At 63.4% G+C, this 25,918-nt stretch carries 22 protein-coding genes and 1 tRNA gene; 15 read left to right on the top strand and 8 right to left on the bottom strand.

Annotated elements, in window-relative coordinates; translation table 11 throughout:
* Positions 1-11 precede the first annotated feature (11 nt).
* From GYA95_RS19720 to GYA95_RS19740, 5 genes are all read right to left on the bottom strand, one after another.
* On the bottom strand, positions 12-1,742 hold the full coding sequence (locus GYA95_RS19720) for a dipeptidase (RefSeq protein WP_015268558.1): 1,731 nt from the start codon (positions 1,740-1,742) through the stop codon (positions 12-14).
* A 174-nt stretch (positions 1,743-1,916) separates the two neighbouring features.
* On the bottom strand, positions 1,917-2,240 hold the full coding sequence (locus GYA95_RS19725) for a hypothetical protein (protein ID WP_015268559.1): 324 nt from the start codon (positions 2,238-2,240) through the stop codon (positions 1,917-1,919).
* A 57-nt stretch (positions 2,241-2,297) separates the two neighbouring features.
* A complete protein-coding gene (locus GYA95_RS19730; protein ID WP_015268560.1) occupies positions 2,298-2,828 on the bottom strand; it encodes a DUF5384 family protein in 531 nt (176 codons plus the stop codon).
* A gap of 11 nt (positions 2,829-2,839) precedes the next feature.
* Entirely contained in the window at positions 2,840-3,349 is a 510-nt protein-coding gene (locus GYA95_RS19735; RefSeq protein ID WP_003260236.1) for a hypothetical protein, read from the bottom strand.
* A 210-nt stretch (positions 3,350-3,559) separates the two neighbouring features.
* Positions 3,560-3,636: transfer RNA gene (locus GYA95_RS19740), tRNA-Arg, on the bottom strand.
* Between the two features lie 208 nt (positions 3,637-3,844).
* Between GYA95_RS19740 and GYA95_RS19745 the strand changes: the two genes are divergently transcribed.
* The 8 genes from GYA95_RS19745 to GYA95_RS19780 all read left to right on the top strand — a co-directional run bounded on the left by GYA95_RS19745 (position 3,845) and on the right by GYA95_RS19780 (position 11,041).
* Entirely contained in the window at positions 3,845-4,594 is a 750-nt protein-coding gene (locus GYA95_RS19745) for a GntR family transcriptional regulator (RefSeq protein WP_015268562.1), read from the top strand.
* Complete coding sequence (locus tag GYA95_RS19750) at positions 4,591-6,315, top strand: fumarate reductase/succinate dehydrogenase flavoprotein subunit (protein ID WP_015268563.1); 1,725 nt, start codon at positions 4,591-4,593, stop codon at positions 6,313-6,315. Before GYA95_RS19745 ends, GYA95_RS19750 begins: the two co-directional genes overlap by 4 nt.
* A gap of 63 nt (positions 6,316-6,378) precedes the next feature.
* A complete protein-coding gene (locus GYA95_RS19755; RefSeq protein ID WP_008096634.1) occupies positions 6,379-6,624 on the top strand; it encodes a 4Fe-4S dicluster domain-containing protein in 246 nt (81 codons plus the stop codon).
* Between the two features lie 118 nt (positions 6,625-6,742).
* Positions 6,743-8,149: an ABC transporter substrate-binding protein gene (locus tag GYA95_RS19760; protein ID WP_015268564.1), complete on the top strand. Its 1,407-nt coding sequence runs from the start codon at positions 6,743-6,745 to the stop codon at positions 8,147-8,149.
* A gap of 15 nt (positions 8,150-8,164) precedes the next feature.
* Positions 8,165-8,947, top strand: coding sequence for an ABC transporter permease (locus GYA95_RS19765; RefSeq protein ID WP_015268565.1), 783 nt, complete (start codon positions 8,165-8,167; stop codon positions 8,945-8,947).
* Positions 8,947-9,798 carry an ABC transporter ATP-binding protein gene (locus tag GYA95_RS19770; protein WP_015268566.1) on the top strand — a complete coding sequence of 284 codons (852 nt, stop codon included), beginning with the start codon at positions 8,947-8,949 and terminating at the stop codon, positions 9,796-9,798. Before GYA95_RS19765 ends, GYA95_RS19770 begins: the two co-directional genes overlap by 1 nt.
* Positions 9,795-10,760, top strand: coding sequence for a HEAT repeat domain-containing protein (locus tag GYA95_RS19775; protein ID WP_015268567.1), 966 nt, complete (start codon positions 9,795-9,797; stop codon positions 10,758-10,760). The genes GYA95_RS19770 and GYA95_RS19775 overlap by 4 nt, the downstream gene beginning before the upstream one ends.
* Entirely contained in the window at positions 10,760-11,041 is a 282-nt protein-coding gene (locus tag GYA95_RS19780) for a DUF971 domain-containing protein (RefSeq protein ID WP_015268568.1), read from the top strand. The genes GYA95_RS19775 and GYA95_RS19780 overlap by 1 nt, the downstream gene beginning before the upstream one ends.
* A 189-nt stretch (positions 11,042-11,230) precedes the next feature.
* On the opposite strand, the gene GYA95_RS19785 is transcribed toward GYA95_RS19780, so the two are convergent.
* On the bottom strand, positions 11,231-12,094 hold the full coding sequence (locus GYA95_RS19785; protein WP_015268569.1) for an ABC transporter ATP-binding protein: 864 nt from the start codon (positions 12,092-12,094) through the stop codon (positions 11,231-11,233).
* Positions 12,091-13,680 (bottom strand): ABC transporter permease, encoded by a 1,590-nt coding sequence (locus tag GYA95_RS19790; RefSeq protein ID WP_226989595.1) that lies wholly within the window; start codon positions 13,678-13,680, stop codon positions 12,091-12,093. The genes GYA95_RS19785 and GYA95_RS19790 overlap by 4 nt, the downstream gene beginning before the upstream one ends.
* A 297-nt stretch (positions 13,681-13,977) precedes the next feature.
* Between GYA95_RS19790 and GYA95_RS19795 the strand changes: the two genes are divergently transcribed.
* Positions 13,978-15,015, top strand: a complete 1,038-nt coding sequence (locus tag GYA95_RS19795) for an ABC transporter substrate-binding protein (protein WP_015268571.1) — start codon at positions 13,978-13,980, stop codon at positions 15,013-15,015.
* 37 nt (positions 15,016-15,052) lie between these two features.
* On the top strand, positions 15,053-15,958 hold the full coding sequence (locus tag GYA95_RS19800) for a TauD/TfdA dioxygenase family protein (RefSeq protein WP_015268572.1): 906 nt from the start codon (positions 15,053-15,055) through the stop codon (positions 15,956-15,958).
* 129 nt (positions 15,959-16,087) lie between these two features.
* Here GYA95_RS19800 and GYA95_RS19805 read toward each other — a convergent pair whose 3' ends face one another.
* Positions 16,088-17,002, bottom strand: a complete 915-nt coding sequence (locus tag GYA95_RS19805) for a LysR family transcriptional regulator (protein WP_015268573.1) — start codon at positions 17,000-17,002, stop codon at positions 16,088-16,090.
* A 156-nt stretch (positions 17,003-17,158) separates the two neighbouring features.
* Between GYA95_RS19805 and GYA95_RS19810 the strand changes: the two genes are divergently transcribed.
* From GYA95_RS19810 to GYA95_RS19830, 5 genes are all read left to right on the top strand, one after another.
* Positions 17,159-19,531 carry a TonB-dependent receptor gene (locus tag GYA95_RS19810; protein ID WP_371035235.1) on the top strand — a complete coding sequence of 791 codons (2,373 nt, stop codon included), beginning with the start codon at positions 17,159-17,161 and terminating at the stop codon, positions 19,529-19,531.
* A 17-nt stretch (positions 19,532-19,548) separates the two neighbouring features.
* A complete protein-coding gene (locus GYA95_RS19815) occupies positions 19,549-21,225 on the top strand; it encodes an aryl-sulfate sulfotransferase (RefSeq protein WP_015268575.1) in 1,677 nt (558 codons plus the stop codon).
* A gap of 338 nt (positions 21,226-21,563) precedes the next feature.
* Positions 21,564-23,006, top strand: coding sequence for an NADP-dependent succinate-semialdehyde dehydrogenase (gabD, locus tag GYA95_RS19820; protein ID WP_015268576.1), 1,443 nt, complete (start codon positions 21,564-21,566; stop codon positions 23,004-23,006).
* Between the two features lie 183 nt (positions 23,007-23,189).
* Positions 23,190-24,467, top strand: coding sequence for a 4-aminobutyrate--2-oxoglutarate transaminase (gabT, locus tag GYA95_RS19825; RefSeq protein WP_015268577.1), 1,278 nt, complete (start codon positions 23,190-23,192; stop codon positions 24,465-24,467).
* A gap of 135 nt (positions 24,468-24,602) precedes the next feature.
* Complete coding sequence (locus tag GYA95_RS19830) at positions 24,603-25,865, top strand: response regulator (protein WP_015268578.1); 1,263 nt, start codon at positions 24,603-24,605, stop codon at positions 25,863-25,865.
* Positions 25,866-25,918: the final 53 nt, after the last annotated feature.

A 25,918-nucleotide genomic window follows, 5' to 3' on the forward strand; every position in this document is an offset into this window, starting at 1 on the left:
GTAGAGTTGGCTCAGAGCTTCGGCATCTGCCCGATCCGCGCCACCATCTCGCTCACCACCTGCAAGTCCAGCATGAACTGCTCCACGGTCTTGAACTCGTTGTCGTTGTGCCCGGTGTACTTCACATCCGGCATGGCCAGGCCGAACTGCACGCCGTTAGGCAGGTCGTGTACCGAGGTAGCACCCGCCGAGGTGCCGAACTCGTGCTTCATGCCCAGGTTCTCGGTGGCAACGTCCAGCAAGGCCTTGACCCATTCGCCTTCGGGGTTGCGGTACATCGGCTCGTCCAGGCTGTAGTCGAAGGCCACCGAGGTATGGCTCTGCCGGGTCCATTTGCCCAGCTTGTCAGCCAGTTCGTCCTTGATCTTGGCAATGGGCTTGCCCTTCGGAATGCGCAGGTTCACCGCCAGTTTCAGGCCTTTTTCATCCACCCCGACAAAGGTCAGCGAGGCGGTCAGCGGGCCCATGAACGAATCCTTGAAGGCCACGCCGAGCTTGTTGCCCAGGTAGTCCAGGCCCCAGTTGTCGGCGGCATAGCGGGCGGCATCGGTGAAGTGGTTGTGCTTGAGCGGCACATCCTTGCCCAGGCCGTTGATGAAACCAAGCATGCGCGCCACCGGGTTGACCCCGGACTCCGGCTCCGAAGAGTGGGCGGAAACGCCGGTCACGGTGAGCAACACCTGCTTGCCATCGGCCTTGGCAGCGATGCTGAAGTCGCCGCCATTGCGCTTCACGTAATCGGCGCCGGCTTTTTCCAGCTGGCTGGCCAGCTTCGCCGGGTTGTCGGTGACCAGGGTCGCGACCGAGGTTGTCGGGATCTGGTTGGTGGCCAGGCCGCCGGTCAGGTTGACGATCTCGGCACCCTTGCCACTGGCCTGGCGCTTGCTGAAGCTGGCCATGATCGTGCCGTAGCCTTTCTCGGCGATGACCACCGGGTAGCCGCCATCGAGGGCCAGGTTGTAGTCGGGCGTGGGGTTGCGCTCGAAGTAGTAGGGGATGGCATCACCGCTGGTTTCTTCAGTGGTGTCGATCAGCAGCTTGAACTGGCGGGCCAGCGGCAGGTTTTCGTCCTTGGCCACTTTCAGCGCGTACATCGCCACGACAATGCCGTTCTTGTCGTCTTCGGTGCCGCGGCCGTACATGCGGTCACCGACCAGGGTGACCTTGAACGGGTCCAGGCGCGTGCCATCGGCCAGCTTCCAGTTGTCCGGGTTGACCGGCACCACGTCGGCGTGGGCATGGATGCCGACCACTTCCTTACCGCTGCCCAGCGAAATCTCGTACACCCGGTTGTCGATATTGCGGAAAGCCAGGCCGAAGCTGTCGGCCAGGGCCTTGATCTTTTCGGCGATCCTGAGGAACTCGGGGTTCTCGTGCTGCGGCGTGCCTTCGACATTGAAGGTGGGGATGGCCACCAGTTCACGCAGGGTTTCGCTGGCAGCCTTGCCGTACTTGATGCGGGTATACAGGCCGAGCAGGCGGTTGATCTCGTTCTGCTGCTCGGCGGCCAATGGCTTGCCGGCCAGGTAGGCATCCAGGGTTGCCGCGAGGTTGTCGGCCTTGGCCAGGTCGCTGCCTTTGAGCTTGCCGAGGAACTGCTTGAAGTCGCTTGGGTCGCTGCCGTCGAAGGCTTTGACGATGGCCGCGGACTGCTGCTGGGTAAGGTTGGCCTGTGCCGGTTGGGTGAACAGGCCGATGCTGGCCAGCAGCAGGGTGGTGGCGGTAAGTTTTTTCAGGTGCATGGTTGTGCGCATTCCTTCGCCAATCATTGTTGTGGGTTACCCGTCGGGAAACGGGAAGACGCCCACGCTAACACCAATGACCCGTGGCACGGGAGTGCCAGAAACGCGACATGTCGCACAAACGAAAAAGCCCCGGGCGCGTTGCCGGGGCCTTTCCAGTGCTTCCAACGGTGATTACAGCCCGTTGGGCAGGAACCTCGTGGCACCGCTGACATCGTCGATCTTCTTGATGCGGAAGGCCTTGATACAGGTTTCGTTGCGGGTATTGCTGTCCGGGCAGTATTGCTGGACGAAGTCGTTGAAGGCCATGTCCTGGCCATTCACGCTGAGGACGCGCTTGAAGTACTCGCCCTGGATGCCCTGCGCCTGACGCGATGCGGTCATTTCCTGGTCGACGACCAGGCGACCGTGCAGGTCGACGGTGGGGAACTTGGCTTCTTCCTGCAGGCAGCCGCTCAGCAGCAGGCCGGCCGTGGCCAGCATGATCAGACGTAGCATGATGTTGTCTCTGCAACGGGCGGTCACGGCCTGCGGGCCGGGACCGCACCTGGATGGTTACTCGCCGAACAGGCTGCCGGCGCGTTTCACTTCCGCCTTGCCGGCGTCCTCGAGCAGCGACTTGGCGCCCGAGGTGACGTTGCGTGCGGAGTCTGCATTGGACTGGATCACGTCGGTGCGTGCAGCGCTGTCGCGCAGTTCGGCATCGATGTAGTCGTTGGCGCGGGCGACCTTTGCCTTTTTCGCTTGCAGGGCCAGGCGACGCTCTTCCAGCTCCAGCGCACGCAGGTCGTCCTCGTAGGCTTCTTCGCGGGTCTGCACGCGCTTGCGCTCGGCTGCTTGCGCCTGCTGTTTCTCGGCGGCACGCTGCGCGGAGGCACGTTGGGCCGCTGCGCGCTGCTGGCGGGCAGCAGCTTCGCGAGCTTCGGCGCGCTGCTCGGCGGCGGCGGCCTGGCGCAGGCGTTCGGTTTCCAGGGCGGCTTCGGATTGCTTGGTCTGCTGTTCGATCTGGTAGAGCTGATCGAACTGGCCTGCCATGGCAGTGGCGGCAGACAGTGCGAGGGCGGTGCCCAGAACAATGTGCTTCATGTGCTCAGGCCTCAGCTCTTTTTCGGATCTGGGCAGGTCGCATTTGGCTGGATGCGGGTTTCGTTGGAGATGGTCATGACCATCAGGGAGATGCCCCCCACTTCGAAATCGCACGGGCGGCCAACCTGGGCGGAGGTGTAGATCTTGCCGTTTTCCGAGTAGCCGATCAGTACGCCGGGCACCAGCGAGGTATCGCTGACCAGGGACCCTGCCAGTGCGCCGGCGCCACCGCCTGCCACGCCGCCGATGATCGCGGTGTCCTTGTTGTGGCCTGCACCCAGCGCCGCGCCACCCAGCGCACCCAGTACACCACCCACCATCATTGCGGCTTTCTGGTTCTTCTCGTTGCTGACCTTGATCTTGGTCGGCGAGACCGTGATGATTTTCACGGTCTTGGCTTCCTGCTGGGTGTTTACCTGGCTGGCATCGAACACATCGGATTGGTATTGCTCACCGGTCGCCTGGCAACCCACGAGGGTGGCGGCGATGGTCAAGGCCAGACAGTGTTTCAGCATTTTCATTCCTGATTCCCTGGAGGGTATGGTTAACCTTGCGACGATCCATCTGAAGGATGAGGCATAATGCCACTATTCTAAGCAGATGGATCCAACCAGGTAAAGCCATCAGGACTAAAGCCGGCTTCAGTAAGCGCCAAACGAAATAACGCGAGCAGGCCGACACTGTCTTGCAGAAGCGACAAAGCCCGCGCAAGGCGGGCTTTGTGAGGGGTATGGCGCACTCGGCGGGATTCGAACCCACGACCCCTGCCTTCGGAGGGCAGTACTCTATCCAGCTGAGCTACGAGTGCAACGCGCACGCATGATACCCATCTGATCCGATGGCGTCCATCGCCTTGATCTGTAGCTGTTTTTACCTTTCGCCGAGAAGAGGCCGGCAGAAGCAATCACAAACGCATCTATCCATATGCGATATCGATATTTCCACGGCAGTTATTATGCCCTCTATTCTCTGGTCACAACTTGTTATAACAAGTATCCGATCAGCGAAGAGACCCCATGGCCGAACTGCTCCCCCTGTCCCCGGTACCGCTTTACACCCAGCTCAAGGAATTGCTGCGCGAGCGCATCCTCGACGGCACTTATCCATCGCATAGCCGCATGCCCTCGGAAAGCGAACTGGGCAAGGCTTTCGACGTCAGCCGCATCACCGTGCGCCAGGCGCTGGGCGACCTGCAGAAGGAAGGGCTGATTTTCAAGATCCACGGCAAGGGCACCTTCGTCGCCAAGCCCAAGGCTTTCCAGAACGTCAGTACCCTGCAGGGGTTGGGCGAGTCGATGACGCAAATGGGTTACGAGGTGATCAACCGCCTGCGCAGTTTCCGCCATGTGCCAGCCAATGCATTGGTGGCCGCGCGGCTGCAGGTCGAGGAGGGCAGCCTGGTCACCGAGATCCGCCGAGTACGGCTGATCAACCGCGAGCCGGTGTCGCTGGAGCTGACCTGGTTGCCCAAGGCCGTCGGCGAAAAACTGGAAAAGGCCGACCTTGTCACCCGCGACATTTTCCTGCTCCTGGAAAACGACTGCGGCATTGCCCTTGGCCACGCCGACCTGGCCATCGATGCCGTGCTGGCCGACAGCGACCTGACCCAGGCCCTGGATGTTGAAGAAGGCTCGCCGATCATGCGCATCGAGCGCCTGACCCATGCCGCCGATGGTACGCCACTGGACTTCGAACACCTTTACTACCGCGGCGATGCTTTCCAGTACCGCCTGCGCATCGACCGCCAGAAGGGGAGCAAGGCATGAGCATCCAGACCCAGGACTACGACATCATCGTCATCGGTGGCGGTACCGCCGGGCCGATGGCGGCGATCAAGGCCAAGGAGCAGGACAAAAACCTGCGCGTGCTGCTGCTGGACAAAGCCAACGTCAAGCGCAGCGGAGCCATCAGCATGGGCATGGATGGCCTGAACAACGCGATCATCCCAGGCCATGCCACCCCCGAGCAGTACACCAAGGAAATCACCGTGGCCAATGACGGCATCGTCAACCAGGCCACGGTGCATGCCTACGCTACCCACAGCTTTGAAACCATCGAGCAACTCGACCGCTGGGGGGTGAAGTTCGAGAAGGACGAGACCGGCGACTACGCGGTGAAAAAGGTTCACCACATGGGCGCCTACGTGCTGCCCATGCCCGAAGGCCACGACATCAAGAAGGTGCTGTACCGTCAGCTCAAGCGTGCCCGGGTCGAAATCAGCAACCGTATGGTCTGCACCCGTGTGCTGCTCGATGGTGAAGGCGCGGCCGCTGGCGTGCTGGGTTTCGATTGCCGTAGCGGCGAGTTTCGCGTGGTGCGGGCCAAGGCGGTGATCCTTGCCTGCGGCGCGGCCGGGCGCCTGGGCCTGCCGTCGTCGGGTTATCTGATGGGCACCTACGAGAACCCGACCAACGCCGGTGATGGCTACGCCATGGCCTACCATGCAGGTGCCGAACTGGCCAACCTCGAGTGCTTCCAGATCAACCCGCTGATCAAGGACTACAACGGCCCGGCCTGTGCCTACGTCACCGGCCCACTGGGTGGATATACCGCCAACAGCAAGGGTGAGCGCTTTATCGAGTGCGACTACTGGAGCGGCCAGATGATGTGGGAGTTCCATCAGGAACTCGAGGGCGGCAATGGCCCGGTGTTCCTCAAGCTCGATCACTTGGCCGAGGAAACCATCCAGAACATCGAAGAGATCTTGCACAGCAACGAGCGCCCCAGTCGTGGCCAGTTCCACGCCGGGCGTGGCACCGATTATCGCCAGCACATGGTCGAGATGCATATCTCGGAGATCGGTTTCTGCTCGGGGCATTCGGCGTCGGGGGTGTGGGTCAATGAAAAGGCCGAGACCAGCGTCAAAGGGCTGTATGCCGCGGGCGATATGGCAGCGGTGCCGCACAACTACATGCTCGGGGCCTTCACCTATGGCTGGTTTGCCGGTGTGAACGCTGCGCATTACGTGACCGGGCGCGAACTCGCCGAGGTCGATGCCGAACAGGTCGAGCGCGAGCGCGCGCGGGTGTTTGCCCCGCTGCAGCGTCAGCATGGCCTGCCGCCGGCGCAGGTCGAGTACAAGCTCAGACGCATGGTCAACGATTACCTGCAGCCGCCGAAGGTGACCAAAAAGATGGAAATCGGCCTGGAGCGCTTTGCAGAGATCGAACGTGACCTCGACCAGATGAAGGCCAGCAACCCTCATGAACTGATGCGTGCGATGGAAGTTTCGGTGATTCGCGATTGCGCCGAGATGGCGGCGCGGGCCTCGCTGTTCCGCGAGGAAAGCCGCTGGGGGCTGTACCACCACCGGGTGGACTTCCCTGAGCGCAATGATGGCGAGTGGTTCTGCCATTGCCATCTGAAAAAGGGCGAGAACGGTGAAATGACCAGTTTCAGGAAAGCGGTCGAGCCTTACCTGATTGCGTTGGACGCACAAGAGCAGACCGCCTACGACCAGCTGCGGGTAAAGGCCGATGCAGCCTAGGCGACGCTGTGTCCTGTGAACACTTCGAAGAACGAGGGCCGCAGGCCCCGAGGACTCCGTGAAATGGCCTACCAGCCGCAAGAAATCTTCTTCCGCAGCAGCGCCCCCGTCACCATCGACGAAGACAAGTGCATCGCCGAAAAAGGCTGCACCGTCTGCGTGGAGGTTTGCCCCATGGACCTGCTGGCGATCAACCCGGCCACGCAGAAGGCCTACATGGCCTTCGACGAATGCTGGTACTGCATGCCCTGCGAAAAGGACTGCCCCACGGGTGCGGTGAAGGTCGACATCCCATACCTGCTGCGCTGATTCATCCCGCCATCCGGCGCACCACCGGACGCCCTCCTGCTGTGCCCCTCGTTTCCCACCACCCAAGCCGGGCGGCGGAGACGACCCAACTCTTATAACGACTCGAGGGGAAACACCCATGCGCCTTGTTGCAACCGTGGCCGGCCTCGCGCTGGCGCTCACTGGCCTGAATGCCAGCGCCGAAACCATCCGCATCGCCATTGGCACCCAGGACACCACCATCAACTGCGCCACTGGTGGCCTGCTGATACGCGAGCTTGGCCTGCTGGACAAGTACCTGCCGCATGACGGCAAATACAAAGATGCCAAGTATCAGGTGGAGTGGAAGAACTTCACCAGCGGTGCGCCACTGACCAATGAAATGGTCGCTGGCAAACTCGACTTCGGTGCAATGGCCGACTTCCCCGGGTCGTTCAACGGTGTTGCCCACCTGGATGCCGGCAAGCGCAGCCTGTTCGTAAGCGTGCTGTCGGGCAGCGTGCACGGCAGCGGCAATGGCATCGTCGTACCGGCGGCGTCCAGCGTGCAGTCGCTGGCTGAACTCAAGGGCAGGACCATTTCCGTGCCGTTCGCCTCCACCGCCCACGGCATGCTGCTGCGTGCCGTAGCAGCCCAGGGCTGGGACCCGCAGAAGGATGTGCGAATCATCGCCCAGGCGCCGGAAATCGCCGGTTCCGCCCTGCGTAGCAACCGCATCGAGGCCCATGCCGACTTCGTGCCGTTCGCCGAACTGTTCCCCAACCGCGGCTTCGCCCGCAAGATCTATGACGGCGCCCAAGCCAACGCACCGACCTTCCATGGCGCTTTGGTCGATGCCGATTATGCGAAGAAGTACCCCGAAGTGGTCACCGCCTACCTGCGCGCCAGCCTCGAAGCCGATCGGCTGATCGCTGCGGAACCTGAGAAGTACAGCGAGTTGATCGAGAAAGTCACCGGCATCGAGGCCGAGGTCAATTACCTGTTCCACGGCCCGCTCGGCCTGCAGACCCGCGACCTGACATGGAAGCCTGAATACCGTCAGGCAGTCGCAACCTCCATCGATACGCTCAAGCTGCTTAAAAAGACCGACCGCGGCCTCGACACCGACAAGTTCATCGACGACCAGTACATCCGTGCGGCCTTCAAGGAGGCTGGCCTGGACTACGACAAGGCGCTGAAAGACTATGATCCGCAGCCACTCAAGGCCAATGACGCGCTGACAGGCAAACCGATCACCGACTTCAGCCGCCTGGCACAGATCTGGGTGCGCGGTGAAGGCAAGGTCCGCCACTACGCTTCGCCGGAGGCCGCGCTTGGCGCCTTGGCCCAGCTGGAGCAGGAGGGCAAGGACATCCGCGCCATCTACGCCCAGGCCGCCGACAGCGGAATCAAGTTGCTGGCGAACCAGGCCTGGTTCGTGCGTAACGCCAAGGGTGAACTGGCAGCGTTCCTGCTCAAGGACCAGGCCGAGCAGTATGCCAAGGCCCATGGCGGTGAAGCGCTGGACTTCGTCAGCGCCAACCAGAAGTTGGTCGCCCAGCGCTGACCGGGAGGCACCGACATGACCTGCAACCTCAAGCGCTGGCCGGTGCGCCTGGCTTCGCTGCTGGCCTGCCTGCTGTTCTGGCAGGTCGCGGCGAGCGTGAAGCTGGACCTCGGGCTGCTGACGTTCACCTATGTCCCCACACCGAAGGCGGTGCTGGAAGCTGCCTGGCAGTTGCTGACCTCCAGCACCCTGCTGGCGCACCTGGGCAGCAGCCTGTCACGGGTGTTTGCCGGTTATGGCGCCGCGGCGCTGATTGGCGTGGCCCTGGGGTTGTTGATCGGCCGCTCGAAATGGGCCGAGGACACCCTGCTGCCGCCACTCGAAGTGCTGCGTCCGATTCCGGCGGTGGCGTGGATTCCGCTGGCGATCCTGATGTTCCCGTCGTCGGAACTGTCGATGGTGTTCATAACGTTCACTGGCGCGCTGTTCCCGATCCTGCTGAACACCGTGCACGGCGTCGAGGCCATCGACCCGCGCCTGGTGGCGTCGGCGCGCAGCCTCGGTGCAGAACGTTGGTCGATCCTGCGCGAAGTGGTGTTGCCTGGAGCGCTGCCAAGCATCGTCACTGGCCTTGCCATCGGCATGGGTACTTCATGGTTCTGCCTGGTCACCGCCGAGATGATTTCCGGACAGTTCGGTATCGGCTACTACACCTGGGAGTCGTACACCTTGCAAAACTACCCGGACATCATCGTCGGCATGCTGCTGATCGGCGTGCTGGGCATGGGCAGCAGCGCCCTGGTCAAGCGACTTGGGGAATTGGCCACGCCTTGGTACCGCACGCGGAGGGCCAGCTGATGAACAGTTATCAACCAGCGCCAGGGCGTATCGACGGGCGTGGCCTGTCGATACGACTGGGGCATGGCAGCGAAGCATTCGAGGCGGTGCAGCGTCTGGACTTTGCCGTAGAGCCTGGCGAGTTCGTCTGCATCCTTGGCCCCTCCGGTTGCGGCAAGTCGACGTTGCTTGGCGCCCTGGCCGGGCACCTGGTGCCCAGCAGCGGCCAGTTGAGCGTGGATGGCCAGACCGTTGCCGGGCCGTCACCGCAGCGTGGCATGGTGTTTCAGCACCACACCTTGCTGCCTTGGCGTAGCGTGCTCGACAACGTGGCCTTCGGCCTGAAGATGCAGGGCCAGGGCCGCGCCGAACGTCGCCGGCAGGCTCGTGAAATGCTGCAACTGGTGGGGCTGGCCGACTTTGCCGGGCGCTGGCCCAGTCAGTTGTCCGGCGGCATGCAGCAACGGGCCGAGATTGCCCGGGTGCTGATCAACCGGCCGCGCCTTTTGCTGATGGACGAACCCTTCGGTGCCCTGGATGCGCAAACCCGTGCACGCATGCAGGAGCTGTTGCTGGATATCTGGGCAAGCATCCGCACCACCGTGGTGTTCGTCACCCACGATATCGACGAGGCGCTGTTCCTGGCCGACCGTATCCTGGTGATGAGCCCGCGACCTGGCCGCTTTATCGAAGACCTGCACCTGGAGTTTCCGCGCCCACGCCGCGCCAGCCTGCTGACCAGCCCTGAATTCACTCACCTCAAGCGTCACTGTCTGGCCTTGCTCCGTCACGAGGAAGGCCGCGAACTCCCGCGCCTGACCCCGCTGGGCCTGCCGGACACTGAGCACCCACCGCTACGGATCGCGCTATGACTGAACGAACGACTGACAACCCCGACATCCTTGCTCTTCTGCCTCGCCTTGGTGCCGCTGATGCAGGCGTGCGCCGCATCGCCCTGATCGAACTGGCCGACCTGGAAGACCCGGATGGCTTGCCATGGCTCACCGATGCACTGCTGGTGGATGTCGCCGACGAGGTGCGTGCCGAGTCCGCGCGCCTGCTCGAGGCCTGGGAAGAACCCGAAGTTGTGCAGGCCCTGTGTGCTGCGCTGGCCGATGCTGCCGAGCCGGTACGGCTGGCTGCCGCCCAGAGCCTCAGCGAACTCAAGAGCCTTGAAAACGGTCAGCTGATCCTGCCATGGGTCAAGCATGCCGATGCCTTCGTCCGTGCAAGCGCCCTGCGTGCCTTGCGCGAGTTGCGCCTGGAAGATGCTGCAGAGCCTGCACTGCTGGCCCTGGCCGATGGCGACGCCGCGGTCCGGCGTGAGGCAGTGGGTATTCTTGGCTGGCTCAAGCACCAGCCGGCATTGCCAGCATTGGCAAAGCTTGCCGCAGATGAGCCGGACACCGAGGTGCGCCGCGCGGCCATTGGTGCGCTGGGGCTCGCCCGCGACAGCGCGGTGGTGCCAGCATTGGTGGCTGCATTGGCTGACAAGGCCTGGCAAGTGCGTGAAGAAGCCGCCACCACGCTAGGCAAGGTGGGCCTGGCCCCAGCAGGCCCGGCACTGGTAAATGCTCTTGCCGATGACTTCTGGCAAGTACGTCTGCGTGCGGCGCGGTCTCTGGGGCGGCTGCGTCATGTTGCGGCCCTGGACGCGCTTGGCGAGTTGCTTGGCCACGGCATTGCCAACCTGCGCAAGGAGGCGGCTCTGGCCCTGGGTGAGCTGGGCCAGGCGCGTGCCTTGCCGGTGCTGCAGGCCGCCGAGGCCGATAGCGATCCCGAGGTGCGCAAGGCTGTGCGGATCGCCATGGCGCAACTGCGCGGGGCCTACTGATGAACGCCCCGCAAGCTATTCGCAACATGCGCGGGCCCGGGCAACTGGTGCTGCAATGGCAAGACGGCGAACACAGCCTCAGCCATGCCCGCCTGCGCGGTGCTTGCCCCTGTTCACAATGCCGAACGGCACGGCTGCAGGGGAGCATCAGTCTGGTGCGCGATGATGTGCGCGTGGTGCAAATCGAGCCGCAAGGATATGGCGTGCAGCTGGTGTTCAGCGATGGGCATGAACGGGGTATCTACCCTTGGGCTTACCTGCGTGACCTGATTGCCCTGTGAGTCTTCTTCGCGGGCATTCGCTGTCGCATAGAGACCTGAATTCGCAAGCGGTCCGCGTACCCTGTGGGAGCGGCTTTAGCCGCGAAGAATCCAACGCGGTGCATGGCACCGGCTGCGCCGGTGTTCGCGGCTAAAGCCGCTCCCACACGGTGTAGTTCTATGAGGAGGGGCATGCCCGCTCCCACAGGCTCAGAGCGCAATCAGCTCCGGCCTCAACCCTTCGACCCGGCGCACCGGCGGCGTCAGGTAGCCGCCATCCCCGGTGACCTGGTGCAGCACCTTCTCCCGCAGCTCGTGAAGTGCCGCGCCCGTACGCAACCGTGGGTGTGGCAGGTCGATCTCCACCACCGACTTGATCCGCCCCGGGCGCGGTTCCAGAACCACCACCCGGTCGGCCAGGTAGGTGGCCTCTTCGGCGTCATGGGTGACCAGCAGCGTGGTGATGCCTGCACGTTCGCGAATAGCCAGCAGCTCGTCCTGCAGTTGCTGGCGGGTAAGCGCATCCAGCGCGCCGAACGGCTCGTCGAGCAGCAGGATACGCGGGCTGGCTACCAGGCCTCGGGCGATCGCCACGCGCTGGGCCATGCCGCCGGACAGCTGGTGTGGGTAGGCTGACTCGAAGCCGACCAGCCCCACCAGTTGCACGAACTCGTGTACCCGCCGCGCGCGCTCACCCTGGGTGAGCGGTTCGTTGACCAGGCCCAGGGCAATGTTCTGTTCCACGCTCAGCCAGGGGAACAGCCGGTGCTCCTGAAACACGATGCCGCGTTCGCTACCAATGCCGCTGACAGTGTGGCCGTCCACACGGATGTTGCCGCTGTAGTCGGTATCCAGCCCCACCAGCAGGCGCAGCAGAGTAGATTTGCCACAGCCGGAAGCACCAACGATGGCGATGAATTCGCCTTGGTTGATCGACAGGTTGAAGTTGCGGATGGCTTCCAGCGGCTGGCCATCGACGCTGAACACTTTGCCGACCCCCTCGAAGCTGACCAGGGGTGGGGTGGCATCGGGCTGGTTGGCCGCGTGCAGGTGCGAGGTGTTGAAGGCGTTCATGCGGTTCTCCAGCGCGTGGCGCGCGATTCGAGGCGTTGTCCAAGGGTGCCGAGCAGGGCGCCGACCAGGCCGATCAGCAGCATGGCGGCCATTACCTGGTCCATGCGGAACAGCTGCTGGGCGCCGATCATCAGGCTGGCGATGCCTCCGTCCGAGGGCATGAAGTATTCGGCACCGATGGTGCCCAGCCAGGCGTAGATCAGCGACAGGCGCAGGCCGGCAAAAATGGCCGGGGCTGCGCCGGGTAGCACCAGCAGCCGCAGGCGTTGCCACAGGTTCAGGCGCAGGGTGCGCGCCGCTTCGCCCAGCTGTGGCGAGAGGCTGGCGATACCGCGCTGGGTGGCGATCAGCAACGGGAAGAACGCAGCCATGCCGACGAATACCTGCTTGGCCCCTTCACCCAGGCCGAACCAGGCTGTGAGCAGCGGCACCCAGGCAAACAGCGCCACCTGACGCAACGCCGACAGGCTAGGCTCGAAGATACGTTCGGCATTGGCCGAAAGCCCCAACAGCAAACCGGCCAGCAGGCCAGCGCTACCGCCCAGCAGCAAGCCGGCCAAAGCGCGCTGCAGGCTCAGCAGCAAGGCTTGCGGCAGCGAACCATCGGCCAGGCCGGTCAGCAGGGTGCGCAACACTTCAAGTGGTGAGGTCAGGATGTTGCTGTCTACCCAGCCCAAACTGCTACTGAACTGCCACAGGGCCAACAGTGCCAGTGGCAGCAGCAGGCTTTGCCAACCCCGCGGCACGGGGCCACGGTGCTGCTCCCCTGTGGCCGCTTGCGGCCAGTACAGCAGGCGCTTTTCCAGGGCCGAGAAGCCGCGCTCCAGCAGTGCGCCGACCAGGCCGATCACCAGGATGCACAGCAGCACCAGGTCGAGCATGAACAGCTGCCGTCCCCACACCATCAGGTAGCCAATCCCTTCGCTGGAGGCCAGCAGTTCGACCGCCAGCAGCGAGGTCCAGCCGGTGGCCAGGGCGAGGCGTACGCCGGTGAGGAAGGCGGGCAGGGCAGCCGGTAGCAGCAGGCGCAGGAACAGTAGATGGCGAGGCAGGCGCAGCACCGCAGCGGCCTCTCGCAGCTTGGGCTGGGCATCGCGTACACCGACCAGCGTGTGCAAGGTGACGGGGACCACCACGGCTTTCACCAGCACCACCAGCTTGAGCAACTCGCCGATCCCGAAGAACAGCATGAACAACGGGATCCAGGCCAGGGTAGGAATCTGTGCCAGCGCCACGAAGGTCGGCAGCACCAGCGTTTGCGCCCGCCGCGAAGCTCCCAGCCAAACACCCAGCAGCAACCCGCTGCCGATGCCGACCGCCAGCCCCCAGAACAACCGCTGCAAGCTTATCCACAGGTGCCCCCACAGCTCGCCGGAGCCAAACTCCACCGCGCTCTGCCAAACCAATGCTGGCGCCGGCAGAATCTGCTCGCTCATCCAGTGCTCCCGGCTGGCCACTACCCACAGCACGGCAATTGCTGCAGGCACCAGGTATGCGAGGCCTTTGTAGGAGCGGCCTTGTGTCGCGATAGGGCCGCACAGCGGCCCCCGGAGCCACCTCCGATTCCTGCTCAGAATTCCATTCATCGGCCATCTCTCAAGACGTTGTTAGATTATTCATTTATGGAATTAAAAATTCTGAAAAATGACTTTCAAGAGATAAGAGCATGCGTTTCATGCATACGGAAGCCCCCCGCCGTTGCGTTTTCCTCATATTTTCCATGCGCTTTTCGCAAGCCAGTCGCAGGCCCGCATGCCGCCTGATTTATGCCATTCAGTTACTGAAGAATGAATTTTCTGTCTTTGTAGGTTCTAGCCAGACCTGCCTAGCTTCTGGCCAAAGCGCCGGCCATCGCCGGTGGCAGCCTGCCAAGGAGCCTTGCCATGAAAATCCCGCTGCGCCACCTGATCACCGCCCTTGGGCTGGCCTTCACCCTCAGCGCCCACGCAGCTGAACCGGCCAAGCCAGCAAGCATCCGCATCGCCGTGCCCGACCTCAGCGCGGGCAGCAAGCCCAGCGCCGGTGGCGTGGTCGACGTGCTGCGTGACCAGCAACTGCTGGAGAAGGAATTCGCCAAGGACGGCATTCGCATCGACTGGCACTTCTTCAAGGGCGCCGGGCCGGTGGTGAACGAAGCGTTGGCCAACGGCCAGGCCGATTTCGCCTACCTCGGCGACCTGGCCGCCATCGTCGGCAAGGCCAATGGCCTGGATACCCGCGTGCTGTCGGCGGGGGTACGTGGGGTGAAGAGCTACCTGGGCGTGGTGCCCGGTTCCGGCATCAAGACCCTGCACGACCTCAAAGGCAAGCGCGTGGCGGTGTTCCGTGGCACCGCCAACCAGCTGTCGTTCGCCAGCGCCCTGGCCAGCCAGGGGCTTAGCGAGCGCGAGCTGAAGGTGATCAACCTGGACTTCAACGCCGCCAATGCCGCACTGGCCGCCAAGCAGATCGACGCCACCTGGGGCCTGTCCAACCTGCTGTCGCTGCGCGAGCGCGGGCTGGTAGAGCTACCGGTCAACTCGCGTGATCTGGAAGGAGCCGGCAGTACCCAGGCGGTACTGCTGTGCACTGGCGATTTCATCCGCAAATACCCCGAGCTGGTGCAGCGCCTGGTCAATGCCCAGCAACAGGCCAGCGCCTGGCTGCGCGACGAACACAACCGCGAGGCCTATGTCGAGCTGGTGGCCAGCAATGCCAACTGGCCGCGCAGCATCCTCAATGACGACCTGGCCAAGGAAGACCTGGCCCATTACTTCGATCCACGGCTGGACGCCGAATTCGTCGGCCAGTTGCAACAGGGTGTGGACCTGGCCGCCAAGGAGCGCCTGATCCGCCGTGGCTTCCAGGTGGCCGACTGGATCGAACCACGTTTCCTCGATGTTGCGCTGCAACAAAAACAGGCCGTGCAGGCCGCCCGCTGAACCCCGAAAACCCGACAATGACCGCAAGGACACGACCATGAGCAATGCCGCCCTGGCCACCGCGCCACAAACCCTCGAACTCGACATCCACCCGGTTGCCGGCCGCATCGGTGCCGAAATTCGCGGGGTGAAATTGTCCGCCGACCTTGATGCCGCCACCCTCGACGCCATCCAGGCCGCGCTGGTGAAGCACAAGGTGATCTTCTTCCGTGGCCAGACCCACCTGGATGACCAAACCCAGGAAGCTTTCGCCAAGTTGCTCGGTGAGCCGGTCGCCCACCCTACCGTGCCGGTGGTGGATGGCACCAGCTACCTGTTGCAGCTCGATGGTGCCGAAGGTCAGCGGGCCAACTCCTGGCATACCGACGTGACCTTCGTCGACGCCTACCCCAAGGCCTCGATCCTGCGCAGCGTGGTGGCGCCGGCATCCGGTGGTGACACCGTGTGGGCCAACACCGCCACGGCCTACCAGGAGCTGCCCGAGCCGCTGCGCGAGCTGGCCGACAAGCTATGGGCGGTGCACAGCAACGAATACGACTACGCCAGCGTGAAGCCCGATGTGGACCAGGCCAAGCTGGAGCGCTATCGCAAAGTGTTCACCTCCACGGTGTACGAGACCGAGCACCCGGTGGTGCGCGTGCATCCGATCAGTGGCGAGCGGGTGCTGCAGCTGGGGCATTTTGTAAAGCGCATCAAAGGTTATTCGCTGGCGGATTCGCAACACCTGTTCGCGGTGCTGCAAGGGCATGTGACGCGTCTGGAGAACACCGTTCGCTGGCGCTGGCAGGCGGGGGACGTGGCGATCTGGGATAACCGCGCGACGCAGCATTATGCGGTGGATGATTACGGGACCCAGCCGCGGGTGGTGCGGCGGGTGACCCTGGCGGGTGAGGTACCGGTCGGGGTGGATGGCCAGTTGAGCCGCACCACGCGTAAAGGCTGATATCGCCGGGGCCGCTTTGCGGCCCTATCGCCGGCAAGCCAGCTCCCACAGGTACATCACAGGCCAGAAGGCTGCGGTGATCTTGTGGGAGCTGGCTTGCCGGCGATTCGGGGGCAAAGCCCCCGTCAGCTAAAACTCGGTATCGCAGGCAATCAACTGCCTGACCAGCCCCTGAGCCAACGGCGATAGCCCATACCCCACCCGGCTCACCACCCCATAACGGGTATAGAACGCTTCTTCCTGCTCCACCGTCAGGTCGGCCAGCTGCAATGCCACCAATCCCCCGTCACGCTGATACGGCCGCAAGTTGGCATTGCAGGCAATGCCGATGGTGTCCGAATGCATCACCACATTCAGCAGTGCATAGCCGTGCTCGCACTCTACCGTCGGCAGAAAATCCTGCCGCCCGCTGAGGTCGCTGAGGATCTTGCGGATGTTCGGCGGGCGGAAGGTCGTGGCCAGGGGGTATTCGAACAGGTCACGTGCCCGCACGCTCTCGCGCCCGGTCAACGGGTGCCCGACGCGGCAGCAGAAGTGCCAGCGCTGCGGCGCCAGCCTGTGCACCTGGTAGTCCGGGTCAGACTCGAACTGGCGGGTGTCGGCGACGAAGAACTCGATCTCCTCGGCAACCAGCTTGCGGTTCAGCGCCTGCCAGTTATCCACCTGGAAGCAGGTACGTGCCGCGGGGTATTCGGCGACGAAGCGTGCCACCGCCCGCGGTACCAAACCCCCTGCCGGCGCCGGGCCGGAGCCAAAGCGTACAACGCCGGTAGTGGCACCATTGAACTGGTGGATCTCGTTGACCAGGTTGTGCGCCCCATGCACCAGCCGCCGCGAATGCTCCAGCACCAGCAGGCCCTGGCGAGTCGGCGCCAGCTCCTTGCTGGCGCGGTCGACCAGGCGGCAGCCGATGTTGTGCTCGAGGGTCTGGATGCTGCGGCTGAACGCTGATTGCGACAGGTTCACCGCAGCGGCCGCAGCAACGAAGCTGCGGTGCTCGACAAGGGCAATGTAGTGACGCAGCTGACGGAGATCGATATGCATTTTTTACATTGAAACTTTCGGTCGAATGCAATTGCTGACAAGGGTTAGCCCCCTTATAAAGGGAGTCACTTATTCCACAAAATATGAATTAAAAATATTTATATCGCCGAAAAGAATATAAGCCCGACTGACCGCGATTCGGTTCCGCCAACGGAAATGCTCGCCAGGGCCCATGCCTCAAGGAGCATTTGCATGTCCGGAGTTTCCCGTTGGCCTGCGCGCGCGTCGCGTTTCACCTTGCAACCCTTGGCTGCCGGCGTGCTGCTGGCGGCGTCCTCTGCCAGCTTCGCCGAAGAGCCGGTCAGCGCCACCCCGGCGGTGGAGCAGGAAGCCAAGCTCGGCACTGTCACGGTCAATGCCCGCCGCCGCGAAGAAACCGCGCAAAGCGTGCCCACGCCGATCAGCGTGCTCGACAGCGAAACCCTGGAAACCCAACGCATCTACCGCGTGCAGGACCTGCAGCAACTGGTACCCAGCACCAACGTCGCCTACGTTCATGCCCGCCAGTCGAGCATTTCGATCCGTGGCCTGGGCAACAACCCCGCCAGCGATGGCCTGGAAGGCAGCGTCGGCATCTACCTGGACAACGTCTACCTCGGCCGCCCCGGCATGGCGGTGTTCGACCTGCTGGACGTGGAGCAGCTGGAGGTGCTGCGCGGCCCGCAAGGTACGCTGTTCGGCAAGAACACCACCGCCGGCGTGCTCAACATCACCACGCGCAAGCCCACCTTCCACCGCGAGGGCAGCATCCAGCAGTCGATTGGTGAAGACGGCTACCTGCAAACCCAAGGCAGCTTCTCGGGGCCGATCAGCGACACACTGGCCGGGCGCATCAGCGCCTATCGCACCGAAGACGACGGCTATGTGAAGAACATCCACAACGGCGACGACCTCAACGGCGGCAAGCGCCAAGGTTTTCGTACCCAGCTGCTGTTCAAACCGAGCGAAACCTTCAACCTGCGCTGGATCGGCGAATACAACGAAGAAGACTCCGACAACGGCATCCTCAGCCTGTACAGCACCGGCCCTACCATCAATGGCGTCAACCGCTACGAAAGCCTGGCCGCCCAGGCCGGCGCGACGTTGGTGTCGGGCAAGCACAGCAAGGTCAACTTCGACGCCGACCAGCAGGTGACGGTGTTCCAGGGCGGCACCTCGGTGGAGGCCAACTGGACCCTGCCCAACGACTTCACCCTGACCTCGATCACCGCCTACCGCTGGTGGGACTTCACCCCGCGCAACGACGACGGCCTCAACGTGCCGGTGTTCTACAGCGCCGGGGTGTCGGTGCGCGACAAGCAGTACTCGCAGGAAATCCGCCTGGCTTCGCCCACCGGTGGTGCCTTCGACTACGTGCTGGGCGCGTACTACTTCAAGCAGGACCTGGACAACAAATCCTTCACTTTCTACGGGCCGCAGGCGGACATCTGGAACCTCACCCCGGCCGGCGCCCTGGCCAACGTCGACACCATTGGTAACGGGCACATCGACACGGACAGCTACGCGCTGTTCGCCCAAGGCACCTGGCACATCACCGACCGCCTGGACTTCACCGCCGGCGTTCGCGGCACCTATGAAGAAAAGAGCGCCTGGGTGACCCGCGATGCACCAACCGGCGGTGCGGCAGTAACCGGGGCCGCCGCAGCAGCACGCCAGGGCCGGGTAGGCGCCTACGATTCAGGCGACCTCAACCAGTACAGCTTCAGCCCCTCTGGCCTGCTGGGCCTGAGCTACCGCTTCAACGAGCAATTGCTGGGCTACGCCACCCTGACCCACGGCGAGAAGTCTGGCGGTATCAACCTTACCGTTGGCGCTGCGCCACGGCTGGGCACCGATTCGCTGCTGGTCGGCACCGAGCGGGTCAACAACGCCGAACTCGGCTTGAAAAGCTCGCTGTTCGACGACCGCCTGCAACTCAATACCAACCTGTTCTGGGCCGAAGTGCATGGCTACCAGGCCAACGTCTACGACCAGATCAACCGCGTGCAGTACCTGGCCAACGCCGGCCGCGTGCGCTCGCGTGGCCTGGAGTTCGAAGCCACGGCACTGCCGCTGCGCGGCCTCACGGTCAACTTCAACGGCTCGTGGAACGACGTGCGCTACACCGAGTACAAGGACGCCCCATGCCCGCCGGAAGTGAGCCTGGCCAATGCCACTGCCACCTGCGATTTGTCCGGCCACCAGGTGGTCGGCGCCTCCAAGTACATCGCCAACCTCAATACCCAGTACAAGTGGCAGGCCAGCGAGCACATCGAACCCTACGTCACCGCCAGCTACGCCTTCCGCTCCAAGGCGGTGGGCACCATCGACGACTCCGATTTCGGCCAGATCCCCAGCTACGCGCTGGTCAACCTCTCCGCCGGTGTGCGCCTGGACCAGGGCGACGGCGTGGTGGACCTGTCGCTGTGGGTGAAGAACGCCGGTGACAAGACCTACTTCACCAGCCTGTGGAACTCCGCCAACGGTGGCTATGCCGGCGTGCTCGGTACCCCGCGCACTTTCGGCGCCACCGCCCGTTACGACTTCTGAGCACAAGGAGCTTTGCCATGAATGCCAAGACCGAAACCCCTGTATTGCCTGAGGGCGCCTGCCTGACCGCCAAGGTCCCCGAACGTGACGAGGCGCTGCTCGGCGACGTGGTGGTCAACCCTTATCGCCTGGCGCCGCTGACCGCGATCATTCGCGACGGTGGGCGCAGCCTGAGTGCCGCGCACGTGCGCGTGCTGGGCCGGGGTGAGCGCGGTGTGGACATCGCCTACGAGGTGTCCGACCGTTCGTTGTGGACCTATGGCGGCATCCCGGTATTCGGCCTGTACCCGGACCACGTCAACCAGGTGGAAGTGACCTACAAGCTCGACGGCGAGCGCATCCGCGAGCAGTACCAGATCTACGCTCCGGCCGTGCGCCTGCCGGTGGTGGCCAGGCAGACCGCTGCCTTGCCTGAAGTGCAGCCAGTCAAGGTAGCGCCAGGTTTTGAACAGCGCCTGTACCTGTTCAACCACCTGCAGGGGGACATCCCGGGCGGGCGCGCCTTCAAGTGGAATGCCCTGGGCGGCGCGGCGGAATGGGACCAGGTGGGTAACAACTGGATCGCCGACAGCAATGGCGACGTGCGCTGGTACCTGGACATCGAGCAGATCCACGACTCCAACCGCCGCGATGGCCTGGGCGGCACCATGGGCTTCCAGCAGACCCGCGATGGCAAGCTGATCTGGGGCCAGGGCCAGACCTACTCCAAGTACGACCTGCTGGGCCGGCGCATCTGGCAGCGCAGCCTGCCCGACAAGTTTGCCGACTTCTCCCATGAAATCCGCGAGACCGCCAATGGCACCTACCTGCTGCGGGTGGGCACCAGCGACTATCGCCGGCCCGACGGCAAGCGCGTGCGCTCGATCCGTGATCACATCATCGAGGTCAACGAGGCCGGTGATGTGCTGGACTTCTGGGACCTCAACCAGATTCTCGACCCGTACCGTGGCGACCTGCTGGAAACCCTGGGCAAGGCAGCCATCCAATTGCCGGCCGGGGTGCAGAAACAGGACGAGCGGCTGGCCAACGAACTGGCCGAAGGTGACCTGCCCTTTGGTGACACCCCGGGCGTGGGCACAGGCCGTAACTGGGCACACGTCAATGCCATCGACTACGACGCCGATGACGACAGCATCATCGTTTCAGCACGGCACCAGGGCGTGGTGAAGATAGGCCGCGACAAGCAGGTGAAGTGGATTCTCGCCTCGCCTCAAGGCTGGCCTGAGCGTCTGCGCGAGAAGGTGCTGACGCCGGTGGCGAGCGAAGGCTTCGACTGGTCGTGGACACAGCACACCGCCTGGCTGACCGGCAAAGGCACGCTGACCGTGTTCGACAACGGCTGGGGCCGCGACTTTGCGCCGACCAGGCTGACGGGCAACTACAGTCGGGCGGTGGAATACCGCATCGACGAGGCCAAGGGCACGGTCGAGCAGGTGTGGGAATACGGCAAGGAGCGCGGCGACGAGTGGTACAGCCCGGTGACCTCGGTGGTGGCCTACCGGCCGGAGACCGACACCCAGTTCATTTACTCGGCGTCGGTGAACTTCCTGACCCCGGAGAAACTGACCACCACCGTGCTCAACGAGGTGCGGCGCGGGACCCAGGAGGTGCTGGTGGAGCTGAAGGTGCACAGCCGGCAGCCGGGCAGCGTGGGTTACCGAGCCTTGGTGATCGACCTGGCCAAGGCCTTCTGACCCATCCCTCCGGGAGGGCCGTCGGTCCTCCCATCACATTTCCTTCAGCTCGTTCGTCTAACCTGTACTGGCCCTATCGCCGGCAAGCCAGCTCCCACAGGGACCCCACAGGTGCTGAATTTTGTGGGGTCCCTGTGGGAGCTGGCTTGCCGGCGATAGGGCCGGTTGCTACGGCACAGAAATGTGAAATTTCCGCCAGGGTGTTCAACCATTCGTTCTTTTTTTCGAACAGCCTATTGTCCAACACCCCAGCAGCCGCTTAGCATTCGTTTGAGATTTCAAACGCTCGATGCCCTGCCTTGGGCGCTTTTCAACAATCAACAATTCGGGAAGCCGACATGCAGCTCAAAGACGCTCAGTTGTTCCGCCAGCAAGCCTACATCAATGGTGAGTGGCTGGATGCGGACAACGGCCAGACCATCAAGGTCACCAACCCGGCCACTGGTGAAGTCATCGGTACCGTGCCGAAGATGGGCACCGCGGAAACCCGCCGCGCCATCGAAGCCGCCGACAAGGCTCTGCCGGCCTGGCGTGCCCTGACCGCCAAGGAGCGTTCGGCCAAGCTGCGTCGCTGGTTCGAACTGATGATCGAGAACCAGGACGACCTGGCTCGCCTGATGACCACCGAACAAGGCAAGCCGCTGGCCGAAGCCAAGGGCGAAATCGCCTATGCTGCCTCGTTCATCGAGTGGTTCGCCGAGGAAGCCAAGCGTGTCTACGGTGACACCATCCCGGGCCACCAGCCAGACAAGCGCCTGATCGTCATCAAGCAGCCAATCGGTGTTACCGCGGCCATCACCCCGTGGAACTTCCCGGCCGCCATGATCACCCGTAAAGCCGGCCCGGCCCTGGCCGCCGGCTGCACCATGGTGCTCAAGCCTGCCTCGCAGACCCCATACTCCGCCCTGGCCCTGGTCGAGCTGGCCCACCGTGCCGGCATCCCGGCTGGCGTGCTGAGCGTGGTTACCGGCAGCGCTGGCGAAGTTGGCGGTGAACTGACCGGCAACTCCCTGGTCCGCAAGCTGTCCTTCACCGGCTCGACCGAAATCGGTCGCCAGCTGATGGAAGAATGCGCCAAGGACATCAAGAAGGTTTCCCTGGAGCTGGGTGGCAACGCCCCGTTCATCGTGTTCGACGACGCCGACCTGGACAAGGCGGTCGAGGGCGCGATCATCTCCAAGTACCGCAACAACGGCCAGACCTGCGTCTGCGCCAACCGTATCTACGTGCAGGACGGCGTCTACGACGCGTTCGCCCAGAAGCTGGCCGCCGCTGTTGCCAAGCTGAAGATCGGTAACGGCCTGGAAGAAGGCACCACCACTGGCCCGCTGATCGACGGCAAGGCTGTCGCCAAGGTCCAGGAACACATCGAAGACGCCGTTGGCAAAGGCGCCAAGGTACTGTCCGGTGGCAAGATCATCGAAGGCAACTTCTTCGAGCCGACCATTCTGGTCGACGTACCGAAGACCGCTGCCGTCGCCAAGGAAGAGACCTTCGGCCCGCTGGCGCCGCTGTTCCGCTTCAAGGACGAGGCCGAAGTGATCGCCATGTCCAACGACACCGAGTTCGGCCTGGCCTCGTACTTCTACGCCCGCGACATGAGCCGTGTGTTCCGTGTTGCCGAAGCCCTGGAATACGGCATGGTAGGTATCAACACCGGCCTGATCTCCAATGAAGTGGCACCGTTCGGTGGCATCAAGGCTTCGGGCCTGGGCCGCGAAGGTTCCAAGTACGGTATCGAGGACTACCTCGAAATCAAATACCTGTGCATCAGCGTCTGATAGCACGGTAAAGGCTTTACCTCTGCCAGCGGGGCGCGAGAGCGACGTCTCGCTGGCCTTTTTTACATCGCAGTACCTGGTGGCCAGGGCGTTCACGGCAGTCGATCAACGAATACTGTTCGCGAGCACTCCCAGCCACCCCCGAATAAAAGCGCCACTCCAGACCGGCGCAATGAGGGCATTATGAGCAAGACCAACGAATCCTTGATGCAACGTCGTGTCGCCGCCGTCCCACGTGGCGTTGGCCAGATCCACCCGATCTTCGTCGATACCGCGAAGAACTCGACCGTGATCGACGTTGAAGGCCGCGAACTGATCGACTTCGCCGGCGGCATCGCAGTACTGAACACCGGCCACCTGCACCCGAAAGTGGTTGCGGCCGTGCAAGACCAGCTGACCAAGGTCAGCCACACCTGCTTCCAGGTGCTGGCCTACGAACCCTATGTAGAGCTGTGCGAAAAGATCAACAAGCTGGTCCCAGGCGACTTCGACAAGAAGACCCTGCTGGTCACCACCGGCTCCGAAGCCGTTGAAAACGCCGTCAAGATCGCCCGTGCCGCCACTGGCCGCGCTGGCGTAATCGCCTTCACCGGCGGCTACCACGGCCGTACCATGATGACCCTGGGCCTGACCGGCAAGGTCGTGCCGTACTCCGCTGGCATGGGCCTGATGCCAGGTGGCATCTTCCGCGCTCTGTTCCCTAGCGAACTGCACGGTATCAGCGTTGACGACGCCATCGCCTCGGTCGAGCGCATCTTCAAGAACGACGCCGAGCCGCGCGACATCGCCGCGATCATCCTCGAGCCGGTACAAGGCGAAGGCGGCTTCCTGCCAGCGCCGAAAGAGCTGATGAAGCGCCTGCGCGCCCTGTGCGACCAGCACGGCATCCTGCTCATCGCCGACGAAGTACAGACCGGCGCTGGCCGTACTGGCACCTTCTTCGCCATGGAACAGATGGGCGTTGCGCCTGACCTGACCACCTTCGCCAAATCCATCGCTGGCGGCTTCCCGCTGGCCGGTGTGTGCGGCAAGGCCGAATACATGGACGCCATCGCTCCTGGCGGCCTGGGTGGTACCTACGCCGGTTCGCCGATCGCTTGCGCCGCGGCCCTGGCCGTGATCGAAGTGTTCGAAGAAGAGAAACTGCTGGACCGCAGCAAAGCTGTGGGTGAGCGCCTGACCACCGGCCTGCGCGAAATCCAGAAGAAGTACCCGATCATCGGCGACGTCCGTGGTCTGGGCTCGATGATCGCTGTCGAAGTCTTCGAGAAAGGCACTCACACCCCGAACGCAGCTGCCGTTGGCCAGGTTGTCGCCAAGGCTCGCGAGAAGGGCCTGATCCTGCTGTCCTGCGGTACCTACGGCAACGTTCTGCGTATCCTGGTTCCGCTGACCGCAGAAGATGCTCTGCTGGACAAAGGCCTGGCTATCATCGAAGAGTGCTTCGCTGAAATCGCCTGATGTGACCTGCTTCAGAAAAAACCCGCTTCGGCGGGTTTTTTTGTGCCCAGGAAAGCCTTGGGGCGCTATCGTTGTCGGAGGATTTGCTCAGGAAGCTGCGACGGACTGTGTGGCAGGGCTATTCAGGAGTTGGCGATGAACGCTGCAGACCCCACCCCACCAAGCGTACTTATTGTCGAGGGCGACCCCTGGGTACGTGACATGCTCAGCGAAATGCTGCTGAGCGTGCGCTGTGATGCCCGCCTGCAGCTCTGCGCCGACGGCTCGCAGGCCTTGAGCGCGCTGTCGAGCAAGCCCGACCTGATCATTGCCGCGCGCGAACTGGCAGGTGTCGATGGGCTCGACCTGTTGCGCAAGGTACGCGCGAAAGACTCGAGGTTGCCGTTCATCCTCATGAGCAACCGCATTGACAGTGCCAGTGTGCATGAGGCGTTGCCCCTGCACCCTACTGCCTACCTGAGCAAGCCGCTGAACCTGGAAACTCTTCGCAAGCGCCTGGAAGAGCTGCTGCTGGCGGTTGGCGAAGAAATCGCCTGCCCGGTGCCGGCCTTGCAGCCAGGTGCCAGCCTGCCGGCCTACCTCGAGCAGCGTCGCGCTACCGCCGATGGCGGGCCGCTGCTGGCCGATGTGCAGGTGGCGATCAAGCGCGCGCTAAACCCCCAGGGCCTGAACCTGAGAGTGCTCGAAGAGGAAGTGCAGGGCGACCCGCAGATCACCGCTGTGCTGATTGCGGCGGCCAACAGCGCAGCGCTGCACCGCGAAGCACCAGTGCAGACGCTGCTGCAGGCCTTGAACAAGCTTGGCAGCACCCAGAGCATGAACCTGATCCTGGGCATGACCCTCAAGCGCAGCGCTCGCCTCAGCGACCCGCTGCTGGCGGAGCATGCTTCCCGCTACTGGGAGTTGTCGCTGCACGCTGCCGAATATGGCCGCACCTTGGCACGCATGCTCGAGCTGGACGAAGGGCGTTGTTATTGCGCGGGGTTGCTGCATTGCCTGGGCGACCTGGCGGTGCTGCGCTGCCTGCAGGAGTGGCGGCTGGCCGGGGGCGAGCTGGATGAGGATCAGGTGCAGCTGTCGCTCAATGAGTTCGGTGCGGCGTTCGGCTCGGCGCTGCGTACGCGCTGGCGGTTGCCGCTGGGGTTGCGAGAGTTGATCGCGGCGATCTACCAGCTGGGCGGCGGGGTGTACTCGCGGGAGATGCTGGCCATGAACCTGGCCGGGCAGTTGTCGCGGCTGTCGGCCGAGCAGGGGCTGGAGAAGGTGGCCAGCAGCAAGACCGCGCGCCTGCTCAAGCTTGGCCTGCCGGAGCTGAGGCGGTTGCGTAAGGTGGAGAACCCGGAGGTGAAGCCGCAGCAGGAAGAACCGCCTTTAGCTGAGGGTGAAGTTTCGGGCTGAGGTCTTGGGGCCGCTTTGCGGCCCATCGCGACACAAGGCCGCTCCTACACGGG

It is taken from the genome of Pseudomonas asiatica, from assembly GCF_009932335.1.
GTDB lineage: Bacteria > Pseudomonadota > Gammaproteobacteria > Pseudomonadales > Pseudomonadaceae > Aquipseudomonas > Aquipseudomonas asiatica.